The sequence below is a fragment of the Hyphococcus sp. D3-15 genome (assembly GCF_055809375.1).
Window position 1 is genome coordinate 1,022,455 of record NZ_CM147910.1, and the last position, 13,538, is coordinate 1,035,992.

General features: G+C 58.6%; 10 protein-coding genes and 1 tRNA gene. 8 read left to right on the plus strand and 3 right to left on the minus strand.

Features of this window, described 5'->3' with window-relative positions:
• Window positions 1-2: 2 nt before the first annotated feature.
• Window positions 3-1,352: a bifunctional UDP-N-acetylglucosamine diphosphorylase/glucosamine-1-phosphate N-acetyltransferase GlmU gene (gene glmU, locus AC0L8G_RS05255; RefSeq protein ID WP_473387404.1), complete on the minus strand. Its 1,350-nt coding sequence runs from the start codon at window positions 1,350-1,352 to the stop codon at window positions 3-5.
• 120 nt (window positions 1,353-1,472) lie between these two features.
• Between glmU and AC0L8G_RS05260 the strand changes: the two genes are divergently transcribed.
• The 3 genes from AC0L8G_RS05260 (at window position 1,473) to AC0L8G_RS05270 (ending at window position 3,266) form a co-directional block, all read left to right on the plus strand.
• Entirely contained in the window at window positions 1,473-2,168 is a 696-nt protein-coding gene (locus tag AC0L8G_RS05260; RefSeq protein WP_473387405.1) for an HAD-IA family hydrolase, read from the plus strand.
• A 42-nt stretch (window positions 2,169-2,210) separates the two neighbouring features.
• On the plus strand, window positions 2,211-2,447 hold the full coding sequence (locus AC0L8G_RS05265; RefSeq protein WP_473387406.1) for a hypothetical protein: 237 nt from the start codon (window positions 2,211-2,213) through the stop codon (window positions 2,445-2,447).
• 144 nt (window positions 2,448-2,591) lie between these two features.
• Window positions 2,592-3,266 (plus strand): helix-turn-helix domain-containing protein, encoded by a 675-nt coding sequence (locus AC0L8G_RS05270; protein ID WP_473387407.1) that lies wholly within the window; start codon window positions 2,592-2,594, stop codon window positions 3,264-3,266.
• Window positions 3,267-3,270: 4 nt separating this feature from the next.
• Here the strand turns inward: AC0L8G_RS05270 and AC0L8G_RS05275 are convergent, their stop codons facing one another.
• Window positions 3,271-6,027 carry an ATP-binding protein gene (locus AC0L8G_RS05275; RefSeq protein ID WP_473387409.1) on the minus strand — a complete coding sequence of 919 codons (2,757 nt, stop codon included), beginning with the start codon at window positions 6,025-6,027 and terminating at the stop codon, window positions 3,271-3,273.
• 180 nt (window positions 6,028-6,207) lie between these two features.
• Between AC0L8G_RS05275 and AC0L8G_RS05280 the strand changes: the two genes are divergently transcribed.
• The 4 genes from AC0L8G_RS05280 to AC0L8G_RS05295 all read left to right on the plus strand — a co-directional run bounded on the left by AC0L8G_RS05280 (window position 6,208) and on the right by AC0L8G_RS05295 (window position 11,278).
• Window positions 6,208-7,431 carry an ATP-binding response regulator gene (locus AC0L8G_RS05280; protein ID WP_473387410.1) on the plus strand — a complete coding sequence of 408 codons (1,224 nt, stop codon included), beginning with the start codon at window positions 6,208-6,210 and terminating at the stop codon, window positions 7,429-7,431.
• 67 nt (window positions 7,432-7,498) lie between these two features.
• Window positions 7,499-7,573: transfer RNA gene (locus AC0L8G_RS05285), tRNA-Val, on the plus strand.
• Between the two features lie 412 nt (window positions 7,574-7,985).
• On the plus strand, window positions 7,986-10,724 hold the full coding sequence (locus tag AC0L8G_RS05290; RefSeq protein ID WP_473387411.1) for a TonB-dependent receptor: 2,739 nt from the start codon (window positions 7,986-7,988) through the stop codon (window positions 10,722-10,724).
• A gap of 161 nt (window positions 10,725-10,885) precedes the next feature.
• Window positions 10,886-11,278 carry a hypothetical protein gene (locus tag AC0L8G_RS05295; RefSeq protein ID WP_473387413.1) on the plus strand — a complete coding sequence of 131 codons (393 nt, stop codon included), beginning with the start codon at window positions 10,886-10,888 and terminating at the stop codon, window positions 11,276-11,278.
• A gap of 234 nt (window positions 11,279-11,512) precedes the next feature.
• Here the strand turns inward: AC0L8G_RS05295 and AC0L8G_RS05300 are convergent, their stop codons facing one another.
• Window positions 11,513-12,466: a DUF2199 domain-containing protein gene (locus AC0L8G_RS05300; RefSeq protein WP_473387414.1), complete on the minus strand. Its 954-nt coding sequence runs from the start codon at window positions 12,464-12,466 to the stop codon at window positions 11,513-11,515.
• Window positions 12,467-12,580: 114 nt separating this feature from the next.
• On the opposite strand from AC0L8G_RS05300, the gene AC0L8G_RS05305 reads away from it, so the two are divergent.
• Window positions 12,581-13,444, plus strand: a complete 864-nt coding sequence (locus tag AC0L8G_RS05305) for a glycosyltransferase family A protein (RefSeq protein ID WP_473387416.1) — start codon at window positions 12,581-12,583, stop codon at window positions 13,442-13,444.
• Window positions 13,445-13,538 lie beyond the last annotated feature (94 nt).

The window sequence follows — 13,538 nt, forward strand, 5'->3', positions numbered from 1 at the left end:
TCCTAGTTTTTCTTGCTTTGATGGCTGGCGTGAAATCTCGCCGCCCATCCTTTGATGGCGGTCTGGCGCGCGCGCGCGACGGCGAGGTCGCCCGCGGCCACATCGCTGGTGACAACTGAGCCGGAACCCACATAGGCGCCGGCGCCGATTTTCACCGGCGCGACGAGCGACGAGTTTGACCCGATAAAGGCGCCCTTGCCGATGACGGTCTTGAATTTTCCGTATCCGTCATAATTGCAGGTGATGGTTCCCGCGCCGATATTCGCGCCGGCGCCGACATCCGCGTCGCCAATATAGGTCAGGTGGCTTACCTTCGCGCCGTCGCCGAGTACGGCTTTTTTGATCTCGACGAAATTCCCGACTTTTGCGCCGGTCTTCAATTCCGCGCCCGGACGCAACCGGGCGAACGGCCCCGCGCTCGCGCCGCTGGCGACCGACGCGCCTTCAAGATGAGAAAATGGCTTGATCTCGGCATTATCAGCGACCCCGACGCCCGGCCCGAACACCACATGCTGGCCAATCGTGACATCCTTGCCGAGTTTGGTGTCGTAAGAAAAATAGACCGTCGAAGGGTCGGCGAGCGTAGCGCCGTTTTCCATTGCAGCTTTGCGCATGCGGTTCTGGAATACGGCTTCGGCTTCCGCCAATTCGATGCGTGAGTTCACGCCCAGCACCTCATCGGCGCCGGCCTCGATGACCGCGCAGCTTTTGCCGTCGGCGCGGGCCAGCGCGACAATGTCGGTGAGGTAATATTCATTCTTCGCGTTTTTGTTGTCGATGTCTTTCAGGCGCGCCTGAAGGAAGCCGCAATCAATCGCCATGACGCCGGAATTGCAGAGCGTAATTTCCAGTTCCTCAGGCGAGGCGTCCTTCGCTTCGACAATAGCGGCGAGCGCGCCTTTTTTGTCGAGTTTCAACCGGCCATAAGCGCCGGGCTCGCCTGGCGTAAAGCCGAGGACAGCGACAGCGGCGCCATTGGCGATCTCGCCGGCGAGCGCGGTCAAGGTTTGCGGCGTCACCAGCGGCGTATCGGCATAGAGCACGAGAACGGCGCCGGAAAATCCATCCAGCGCGGGCAGGGCCTGCAACACTGCATGGGCGGTGCCTTGCGGCGGCGCCTGAATGGCGATCTTGATATCGGGACGAAGAGATTTCGCGAAATCACCCGCCTGCGGCGAGTGTTCGCCGATGACCACCGCCATCCGCTCTGGAGAGAGCGCCGCCGCCGCATCGATCACATGGGCGATCATGGCCCGGCCGCCGATTTCATGCATGACCTTGGGGAGCGCGGATTTCATGCGCGTGCCCTGGCCGGCTGCGAGAATCACGGCGGCGGTCTTGTGGTCTGTCATGATCGGGCTTTCAATTTCCAAAAGCGGGCTTATCTGCGCGGTTCGTCTATCACATTGAGGGCGAAGCGGCCTATGCCCCGAGCTTAAGGAATTGGCGCGATTCTGCGCCGGAATGGCGTAGTGAGCAAAACAGGCAGGGTTATGGCGGAGGATTTGCGCGGATCGGCGCTGATTTTCGATCTTGACGGGACATTGGTGGACACGGTCGACGACCTTGCCGCATCCATGAATCACGCCCTCGCCGCCGCTGGGCTTGAGGCTGTGCCCGTCAGTGAGGTGCGCCATCTGGTCGGGCACGGCGCGCGGCGCATGCTGATGCGCGGCTTCCTTCTCAGCGCGGGCCGTGAGGCGAATGAGGCCGAGCTGGATGAAGCGATGGTCGCTTTCCTCGATTATTATGCGGACAACATTGCGGCGCATTCGCGGCCCTTCGATCATGTGATTGAGATGATAGAAGGGTTTTTGGCGCGCGGCGCACGGGCGGCGATCTGCACCAACAAGCGCGAGGCCATGGCCCGCCTGCTGATTGAGACGCTGGGGTATTCTGAGCTGTTTGATGTGATTGTCGGCGCTGACACGACCATTGCGGCCAAGCCTGATCCTGCGCCCGTAAGACTATGCCTGGAAAAAACCGGCGCTGCGCGCGCGGTGTTTTTCGGCGACAGCGACACGGACATACGCGCGGCGCGGGCCGCGAATCTTCCCTGCTTTATTGCTGATTTTGGCTATGGGCCAATAACGCTTTCCGATCAGGCGGCGGTCTTTTCAAGCTACCGTGAAGTTGCGCCGCTGATCGAAAAAACGCTGATTGATTAGCTGGCTTCGGCGCCTGCCATCTTTGTCGGCATGCCGTTGACCATGTTCGAACGAACATCGGTGCGCGCGGAACGCATGGTTGAAACAGAATCCTTCGTCCTTCATTTCAACCACGACATCGAAGCCGCGCTTGTTCCAGAAATCTTGAATTTTCGCTGCGAGACGGCCAGCGCCGTCGCGATCGCACATTTCATTCATTATTTTACCCCGATCTATGCTGGGACGTTTCCACAAGCGAAATATATAAGAGAAGCTGATTTTTTCAAGCCTTCGTGGTAATTTTTGTACCCGCTCTGATTTTCAAGAAAATGTGAGTTTTTCACGACTTAAGGCGAATTTTATGCGTTTTCTGCCTGAGCTGCGAAATTATATGGCGCAAATAGGACAAATAATATAAGGGTAACTTATAAACACCGAGGGCATATGGAAGTCACGCAAACAGCGGCCGCTCGCTCCATCGGCGAGCGCATCAAGCAAGCACGAAAAACTCGCGGCCTCAGTCAGACTGACCTCGCCAGGCGCATTGGCGTCAGTCAGCCGGCGATCGCCAATTGGGAAAGCGGCGTTCATGATCCGAGGCGGCTCACCCTCGCCAAGCTCGCTGACGCGCTGGAGGCGCCGCTTGACTGGCTGGCTGCTGGCGACCGCTCATCGGCGGAAAGCGACAAGCACGCCGCCGCCGCCTATATCCGCCGCCCGGTGCGCCATGTGCCGGTGATCTCTCTTCGCGCAGCGGCCCTGTTCTCTCGTGACGCGCGCGCTGACCCGCATGTCATGGCGGAAGATTATATTCCGGTGACGCTCGGTCCTGCGAAATTATTCGCGGTCTTCATCAGCGATCCGGCAGTGAATCTCGCTTTCCTGCCGGACACGCTTGTCATCGTCGATTACGAGGACCGCGCGCCAGACGATGGCGATTTCTGTCTTGCTTTGGTGGATGATTCCCTGTTGCTGCGGCGCTGGCGCGCCAACCCGGCGCGCGACAGCGGCGCCGTGCGTCTGGAACCTTATTCAAGTGAAAGCGGCCACCCATCTTACGCTGTCACGCCGGCGGTGACGGTTATTGGCTGCGTGCGGGTGTCGATCCGCGTGCATTAACAAATCACGCCGCCGTTCTACGGAAATCCTGCATGATGGCGGGAAGCGCTGCATGCGCTTCGCGGAATTCGGTCGCCGCCTGTTTGCATAGAGCGCTGAGCGTCGCTTTGCTTGCGCCCGAGCGGGCTTCCGCCTCAATAGCGGAACACGCCGCGCCAAGGCGGCGGGCGCCGACATTGACGCTCATGGATTTTAGCGCGTGGGCGGCGCTGGCGATTTCTTTTTGATCGCCTTTCTTCAATGTGCCGGCAAGCGTTCGTATGGCGGTGCGCGAGTGCTCTTCAAACATTGAAAGCGCGCGCAGGGGAAGGTTCCCGTCGCCGCTTTGCATGGCCGCAATTTGCTCGAGCACCTGGCGGTCGAATACGCTGTTTTCGTCGGCGTCGCTTGTGACCTGTTCCGCCAGGTTGTCCGCCGTGACACCGGATTGCGCGCGCGGGCCTTTCTCCGCCGGAAGATATTTGGCGATGACCGCAGACAGGCTGTCCAATGTGTAGGGTTTGGTCAGATAGTCATCCATGCCGGCGCTGCGCCAGGTTTCTTCGTCGCCGGCCACATGCGCGGTCAGCGCGATGACGGGAACCCGCGGGCGACCGGTCCGAGCCTCCAGCGCGCGGATAGCCTGCGTCGCTTCAAAGCCGTCCATTTCCGGCATGGAGCAATCCATCAAGATCAGGTCGAATTGCTCGCTCTTCACCAGCGCCAAGGCCTCGCGGCCGTCATTGGCGAGCGTCGCGGTCAAGTCGAGGCGCGCCAGTGCTTCTTTCACCACTTCGCGATTAACGGCGCTGTCATCGGCGGCGAGGACGCGCTGGCCGCGGAAGAAAACCCGATTGGCTGTTGCGGATTCTGTCGTCACCAACGCCGCCTTGCCGCGGAGTTTGCCGTCGAGAATGCGGCTGACCTGGTCCACGACTTCGCGGCGGGAAAGCGGCGCGAGAAGAATATCTTCGACAACGCCGCTTTCGACCAGGGCGTCCGGCGCCGCATCGCCAAGTTCGCAAATGCAAATGCGCGCAGGCACCCATTGTGACTGATCTGCGCTGATTGTTTTCTGATAGACCTGATAAAAGGCGGGCGAGGCGAAGATCATGTCCGCATAGGCGATATGCGCGCCAAGCGACCCGCCCTGTTCCACAATATGCGGGATGATGCCGGTTTCGCGCAAATACAGCGCCAGCATTTTCGGCGTTGCATCGCCTTCGATCGCGATGACCGCGCGCTTTTCTTCCTTGACCTGTAGAATGGGTTTTGTGCGCGCGAGCAGTTTCGATTTTGTATTGAAGAAAAACCGTGACCCTTTGCCGGGGCGGCTTTTCAGGCCGATTTCCCCATGCATCGCCTCGACCAGCCTGCGGGAAATCGCAAGGCCAAGCCCGGTGCCGCCATATCTGCGTGTGGTGGTCTGGTCTGCTTGTGAGAACGCTTCGAAGATCGCCGCCTGCTTGTCTTTTTCAATGCCGACGCCGGTGTCGGAAACCGAAAATTCGAGCGTGCAGTCTTCACCTTCCTCGCCGCCGGATTTTAAAGACACGCCGACAACCACATGGCCGTGGTCGGTGAATTTCAACGCGTTGTTGACCAAGTTGGACAGGATCTGGCTGATCCGCACGGGATCGCCTTCAATTTCTTCCGGCGTGTTCGCCGCGACATAGGCCGCGAGGTCGATATGCTTTGACGCCGCGCGTTCCCAGAACAGGCTGACCACGTCGTCGATAATATCAGCCGGCCGCACCGGTATTTTTTCAAGCTCCAGCTTGCCGGCTTCGATTTTTGAAAAGTCGAGAATGTCGTTGATAATGGCGAGCAGGCTTTGTCCGGATTTGGCGATCACCTCTGCGTAGCGCTTGTGGCGCGGCGCCAGTCGCGCTTTGCTTAATAGATCCGCCATCGCCAGCATGCCGTTCATCGGCGTGCGGATTTCATGGCTCATCGTGGCGAGGAAATCTGTTTTCGCAATATTTGCAGCTTCCGCGGCGTCCTTGGCGGCGCGCATTTCGCGGGTCCTGAGCTCGACGGTTTTTTCAAGATTACGCTGATGAGTTTTCAGCTTGCTGTCACGCTCCTGAATATGGTCCAGCATTGTATTGAACGTGTCGACAAGTTGATTGATCTCTTCATCTTCCACCGGTTCGGCGCGCACGCTGAAGTCACCGGATTCACGCACCCGGCCCATGGCGCGGCCGAGGCTTTGAATTGGGTCGGTGATCGCGCGCTGCATTTTCATCGCGATCAGCATGCCGATGCCGCCGGCGAAAACTGCAGCGACCAGGGCGTCATAGACGAGGGTGCCGATGCGCTCCCAAAGCGAGCCGGTACTGGCGTGCAAGGTCAGCGATGCGATCGGCTCGCCATCATGCAAGATCGGGACGCTTGCAGACACGCTGCCGGACGCCAGCATGGAAAGCGGCGAATTCTCCTGAAACAGGCTGGTGGCGGGCGAGTTGAATTCGTCGGTGCTGCCGAGCTCGACGAACATCGCGCCGTTTTCCGCATCGATGCGAACATGTTCGATGCTTGGCAGATAGGAAACAGCACGCAGCGCATTCAGCGTCGCGGCTTTGTCCTTCAAGGAAACAGGTTCAGAGACCGCGCTGGCGAGCACATGCGCCGAAGCGTAAAGTTCGGTGCGCTTGCCCGCGCCGAACTGCGCCGTCTCGCGCCAGACGGAGGACGCGGTGGCGATCACCACCGCGCCGAAAATGGCGACGATGACCAGCGATGTTAACCGTCCTCGTAAGGTTTGCGTGCGTTTTGACATGCCCAGCCTGCGTCCCGCGGCATGCGGGAAGGGCGATCTTCCGCTCAATTGTTTGAAAATTAATTTCTGCCGGAGATTTTGTCCGGCAATCGCCTGTTAAGATAATTTTGCGTAAATTGCCGCGCCGACCGCGCCCTATGGGCCGGGCGGTAAAATCGGCATAGGGAGAGCCGGACAGTCGTGGACGCCGTTAGGACAGTCATACTCGCAGATGATGACGCGATCATGCGCGAGCTCGCAAGCGCAAAGCTGCTTGAGGCGGGCTATCGCGTCTATACGGCCGGCAATGGCGCTGAGGCGCTGACCATCCTGAAAAAGAGCGGCGCTGACCTTGTCATCTCCGATCTCGACATGCCGGTGATGAGCGGTTTCGAACTCACCGAGGCGATCCGCCGGGACGCCAAGCTCGGCGACACGCCGGTCATGGTGATCACCGCGAGCGATCGCGGCGATGCGGTGGACCGCGCCTTTGCGGCGGGCGCCACATCATTCCTCGCAAAGCCGATGAACTGGTCGTTATTTCATCATGCGGTGAAATTCGTCCTGCGCGCCCATGATGACCGCAGGGAGCTGCGCATTGCGCGCGACCAGGCGGAAGCCGGCGCGAAGTTCAAGGACAGCCTGATGTCCGTGATGAGTCATGAGCTGAGAACGCCGTTAAATGCGATTATCGGCTTCGGACAGATTATCGCCGACCAGTTTTCCAAAGAGAACGACAATCTCCATCGTGAATACGCCGATTATATTGTCGATGGCGGAAGGCGTCTCCTGAACTCCGTATCAGACATGTTGCTGGCCTCAGACGCCCGCTCGGGGCCAATCACCCTCAATGAGGCCGATGTGACGCTGGGCGTGCTGGTGGATGATGCGATTACCGGCGTGGAAAAGCCGCTGCAGCTCGCCGAGGCGAGAACCGTCCTGAAAATCTGTTCACGGGATTTCGAAATTTGTTGCGACCGCGCGCTGGTCTCTCGCGCCATCCGCAAACTGATTGACAATGCGGTGAAGTTCTCGCCGCGCGGCGTTGAAATCACGATTGGCGCGGCGGTCACCGGCAAAGGCGATCTCGCCATCATGGTTAAAGACAATGGGCCCGGCGTGAAGGCGGAAAGCCTGAACGACCTTACCGCGCCCTTCGCGCTGCTGGACATGTCCATGCGGCGCTCGCGCGAAGGGCTTGGTCTCGGCCTGCCATTGGTAAAAGTTATCGCTGACGCCCATGGCGGCTCTTTCCGGATCGATTCCAGGCTGGGCGAGGGCACGCGCGCGATCTTTGTGCTTCCCGCCGCCCGCCTCCAGACAGCGCCCGCGCCAAAGGCGCAGGGCCAGACGCCGATTGAAGACCAGCCCGCTGGCGAGGAAAAATCGGCGCCCGCCCCGAAAACCCGCAAACGGGTCGCTTGACGGCGCCGCGCGATTGGCTATGAACGGCGCTCCCCGTCGCATCCGGAGCTTTCGGATCGTGGCGTAAGGGCGCGTAGCTCAGCGGGAGAGCACTACGTTCACACCGTAGGGGTCACTGGTTCAATCCCAGTCGCGCCCACCATTCTTTCTTGATTTCGGCGTTGTCGAGGCGCCCGTAAAGGCGCCTGCAAACGGAGCGGCCGCGCCGGCCGCCGCCGTTCGTTGTGAAAAAACCCGGCATTTGGAACTGACCACAAGCTGGTTTTGTTTTGCCCGGCGGCGGACGCATTGCGCGCGCAAACATACTTAAGGCTTTGTTGAGAGTTTGGGGGCACCTTTATTCTCGGACAGATATCTGTGTTGCGATGCAACATGGCGCTGCAAGTGTTTGTTGTAAATTTGTAACGCCATCGAACGTAGCGCAGTTGGGCGCTACATCGGCTACTGGACGCCGTCATGACGGTGAGTGACAAATAACTTCAGGCTCGGCGGGCGTAAACAGCCGGGACCAAAAAACGCCCCTTTTACAGGGAGGGGCATGATTAGGGGTTAGGATGATGAATAAAGATTCCACGCTACAAGTGTATGCTGCGCGCCTCTTGACGGGTGTCGCACTTGCCGCCGTCGCCGTAGGCGGCGCCGCGGCGCAGTCTGACCAAATTGTCGTGACCGCGACCAAAAGACCGCAAACGCTTCAGGAAGTGCCGTTAGCTGTAACTGTTGTCGATGCGAAGATCATCGAAGATGCACAGATACAGGACTTGATTGACCTTCAGTCTTCTGTTTCATCGTTGCGCGTTACGCAGCAGCAAAATGCGTCGCAAACGAATTTTGTTATTCGCGGTTTCGGCAACGGCGCTAACAACCCCGGTATTGAATCTTCTGTTGGCGTTTTCGTCGATGGCGTTTTTCGCTCTCGTTCGGCATCTGCGCTTTTGGATTTGCCGACGCTTGAGCGCGTTGAAGTTCTGCGTGGCCCGCAATCGACTCTGTTTGGCAAAAACGTGTCCGTCGGCGCCATTAGCCTGACTACGAAAGCGCCGAGCTATGATTGGGAAGGCTCCGTCGAGGCGACCGCTGGCAATCTAGGCGCTGTTCGCTTCAGGGGCACTCTTTCAGGCCCGCTTTCCGAAACGCTGGCTTTTCGAATTTCCGGCAGCACAAACAATCGCGACGGCTCATACACCAACCTCGCAAACGGCAATGACAATCTGAACGAGCGCGACCGCTGGGCGATTCGCGGCCAACTCCTGTGGGAGCCGGCCGAGAATCTCTCTTTCCGCGCTATTGCTGACTTCAACCGGATCGACGAAGTCTGCTGCGGTGCCGTTCAGCTTGATAACTCCGGATCCGCTGCGATTTTCGCGCCGGTGTCGCTGGGTGGTCTAGGGAGAACAATCGCCCCTGCCGGCGATCCGGATGCGCGCCTCGTCGCCGTCAATACCGATCCTTACAACGAACTGGAAGGCAAGGGCATTTCGCTTCAGGGCGACTGGGATTTGGGCTTTGGCGTCCTGACGTCAATCACCAGCTACCGCGAACAAGATGATGCTAACCAGACTGACGTTGATTTTACGACAGCCGATATCGCGCAGCAGCCGCAGACATTGAGCTTGCAGACCTTCACGCAGGAATTGCGTCTTGCCGGATCGACGGAAACCGGGATCGGCCGATTTAACTGGCTGGCCGGCGGATTCCTCTTTCAAGAGGATGTGTCGTTTTTCCAGCAGACCACATTCAATTCTGAGTTCCGCGATTTTGGCGACGCATTGCTGGGCGGTCTTGCGGGCATAAACTTTCTTACTGTTGAAGGTACGTCGCAACTCGCTCAGGGGTTAACGACAGGGCCGACGGCGCTGTTTCCTGAATTCATGCCGGTTGGCGGCGCGGATGCGCTCGCCTTCGGCAGTTCCTTCGCTGAGGGCACCGGGTTCACGGGCGATTACTCACTCGACAACCGCTCCTATTCGCTGTTTTTCCAGACGGATTGGGAAATTACGGACCGCCTGACCCTGACTGGCGGCGTGTCCTACGTAAACGACCGTAAAATCGGTGTTGGCAATACAGTGCTGACAGAGCCGTTTGAGAATTTCGATCTCACGCAATTCCAGACCTCCGGCGGCGCCTTTGTTGCGGCGAATATTTTCGGCGGGCTGATTGGGACGCCGTTTGATCCCGCGAATCCGACGCCGTTTTTGACTGCAGCGGCGACACTTGCAGGGTCAGACCCGATGACTTTCGCGGCTCTTCGCTCTGGCGCAGTGGCTGGCGCCCAGGGCGCGCTGGCAGGGGACCCAACGCTGAACCCCTTGCTGGGGTTCCTAGCTCTCGCGCCGCTTCAGTTCGTCCCTGTGCAAACGCCGTTCCCGCAAATGGGCGCGATTCGTGATTCAGGCATCACTGGAAGCGATGACGGGTTCTCGGTCGATGATGACTTCAACTTCACAGCGCGGCTCGCATATGAGCTGAATGATACGCTGAACACGTATTTCAGCTACAGCACTGGCTTCAAAGCCAGCGCCATCAATCTTTCGCAGGATGGACAACCGCCGGTTCTCGGCACGAATGGGCAATATGGCGGTCGTTTTGCCGGCCCAGAGAGCGTTCGGCTTTTTGAAGTCGGCCTGAAGGCCAATTTTGACCGCGGCTTCATCAACCTCGCGCTGTTTGATCAGTCGGTTCAAGGTTTCCAGTCCAACACATTTGTCGGCACGGGTTTTGTTCTGGCGAATGCGGGTGAACAGACGGTCCGCGGCTTTGAGGTCGATGCGTCTTTCTCACCTGTCGATCCGCTCAATATTACTCTTGGTCTAACCTATCTGGACCCGGAATATAAATCCTATATCGGCGCCCCTTGCCCCTCTGCAGGCGTGGCACCGCTTATCGAGGCAGACATTATCGCTGCCTGCGCCCCTGCGGGTGTGAACAGCTTTGACGCTTCCGGGTCCCGGCCTTCGGGCATTCATCCGGTCAGCGTGACCACGGCCGCGTCCTACACCCATGAAATGGGCAACGGTAACACGCTGACAGGACGGGTAGAATATCTCTACGAAAGCGAAACCAAGCTCTTCGATTTCGGCAACGACCTTTCGCCGGTACGCAAGGTCAGCACCCTCAATGCAAACCTTATTTTCGAACTTGAAAGCGGCTTTAGCGTCAATATTTGGGGCCGTAACCTCAATGATGATGATGCGCTGATCACGGCGTTTCCGACTGTTGCGCAAACGGGCAGCTTTTCTGGTTACGTTGTGGCGCCGCGCACCTATGGCGTTTCGGTCAAAAAATCTTTCTAACGCCGGACGCGTTGAAACGACATGGAAGCGGGCGGCCTTCGGGCCGCCCGTTTTCTTTTGGAGGCGTCCTGCAAGTTCGTAAAATTGTCCGTCCCGCTTTTAGGGGCTCTCAACCGTGCGCGGCGACACTCATCGCTTGCCGCCCTGCCGGGGAGAGACCGATGGCCTTCGCAAAGAAACAAGCGCCGGCGCCGAGAATAAGCGCGGAGCGTCTTGCCGCCATCGCCGGCGGCGGGGTCGGCGCCGTTGAGGCTGTTGAAGACACGGTCGCTTCAGAGCCGCGCCGAATGGTGGCGCCCGATCTTTCCCGCATCCGGCCGCGCGGCATCGAGGAAACGCCGGATCAGCGCAAAAAGCGCCTGACGGTGAAAACCATCAATTTCACCGCCACGATAATCGCCCGGTTCGCCATCATGGCCGGGCTGGGGCTGTTCATCTGGAGCGGCTACGAAATGACCGCAACCATCCATCGCGGCGCGGCTTGCGGCATTGTCCTCATCTTTGCAGATCTCGGCCGCGTGATCATCAAGGCCATGGAGCCCGGCACAAAATAGCGCCGCCGGACAGGCGGCTTGCCGCATCGCACGGTCGTGTGATCGCTTGTGAGGCGAAACTCCCTTGTCTTGGCGCCCCGACGCCCTATTTCCACCGCAATACGGGACCCCACTAGACAGGCATCGATTTGTCTGGGGAGAGAGAACGATGGGAATTATTGAGATTATCTTGTTCGGGTTTATTGCCCTGACGTCCATTTTGGGCGCGTCGAGCCTGTTCCTGAAATCGCGCCGTTAGGGCTGGTCCGGGTGCATAAAATCCCGGGCGATTTTTATCGCACGGTCCCATGAAATACCGTTCTGTTGATCAGCATAGAGCGCATGATCACTCTTATGAAGAACGAGCAGCGGCCGCTGGGTCTTGCCGTTCTTTAGGCCCTGCCAGCGGACGTCGCATTTCAGATGTTCAAAGGGCTCGCCAGGCGGAGTGCGCGAGTAGGCAGGCATGGTGACCGCCAGCCAGCCGAAGCTGCCCATGCCGGATTGATCTTCATGAAAGGTCTCGCGGTAACGCTCAAAATTTTCTTGTGACTGGGTCGCCCACACGCCCCACAAGAATGGTTCTGTCGCGCCATGAATCGGAATCTCCAGAATGCACCGGATGGCGTAGATTGGCTCGCTTTCGGCTTCGGCGGGCTGAAAGCGGAATAAATCATCAGTAATGGTGATCTGTGCGCCGTGTTCCTCTTCCGGCACGTCAAAATAATAGACTGGCTTGTGATAAGCGAAAGACGGACTGCCGCGATGAATCTCGCCGCAGCAGTCGCATTTGAACTCAAAGGTTCTTGGGTTGCGGCCCAATCCGAACAGACGCGCCATCTCAGCTTCCTTTTGCGGACTCTTGATTGCAGCGATGATGATCAACGCCCAGCCGCACAGAAACCCAAGTCCGCCAAGCGGGGTTACCATGCCGAGCATGCGCGGCGCGCCGAGCGCCATGGCGTATAGCGACCCAGAGAACAACGCAGCGCCGACAATGAACGCCCAACCTCCACGGATGAATCGGGTCTGCCCCGACACTGACAGGGCCAGCGCGGCGACCGCATGGGTCAGCGCGTAAAGGGTGGCGGTCTCCCACCATGCTTTTGCTTCGCCAGTTAGTATCGCTTCCAGTCCGTGCGCGCCAAAGGCGCCGAGTGCGACGGCGAGAAATCCGGCAAGGCCAGCGGCGAGGGTCAAACGATTCATGGGAGCTCCTGAGTATTGTTAACGCTGCGCTGATTCCGCCAGTTCCTTGACCGGGCTAGAAAAATGAAACAGGTTCGCCGCGCACAGGCAATAGCCAGATGGGTTCTAGCAACAATGTTCGTCTTTGTTTCGCCGGTAAGACACCCCAACAACGCTCATTCTTATTCGCGAGTCGAGGAGTTGCTGAAGCATACGGCGGCGTCCGTTACGAATTCGACGAGCGATCAATACCGTTATATTGTCGTGTGCTGCCAGGCGCCGCAAAATTGCGAAAGCCATCCAAATGTAGAGTATCACGTCGTCGACTTCCCGCCGCCCGGCGAGGGACGGGCTGGAAGCGTGTCAATCGAAGCCGTGCGGCGCGACAAGGGCGTGAAGATTCTCGCGGGCATCATGAAGGCCCGCGAATATGGCGCTGAGTATATCATGATCGCCGATGCTGATGATTTTGTGCATCGTGACCTTGTCGCTTTTTGCAGCGAAAACAGCGGCTGCAATGGCTGGTATGTGGATAAGGGGTTGATGTATCGCGATGGGGGGGCGGTCATCGGCGATCTCGACGACTTCAACTCTTTTTGCGGCACCAGTGTCATCCTCAATATGAAGCTGATCGAACCTTTTATCGATCCGTCGCTTACGCCCCGCTCTTCGGAGTCGGAAATTTTCGACAAGACCGATGAGGAGTTTCTGACGTTTATCCTTGGGTCGCACCGGCCTGTTGTCGAGTTCTTCGAAAAGCGCGGCCAGCCCTTGGCGCCCTTGCCATTTCGCGCGGCCGTCTGGTTGACGGATAGCGGGGAAAGTCACTCCACCATCAAGTTCAATCGCTTGCCCCGGATCGTCTCGGACGCTGAGATAGAAGACTTTGGGCTGCCGGTAGAGATGAATTCAGTGAAATGGATGACCGCTGCCGTAACGGAACTCCCCGCCTATTGGGCCAAGCATTTCCTCAAGACCTATGTGCTGAAGAAAGCCTAGATTGTGCGGCCCGGAAAAGCCGCCTCCCTGTGACGCACGTCATAGGGCGCGGGGCGCTGGCCGGGTTATCTCTCCCACACGAGGCGCTGGGGGC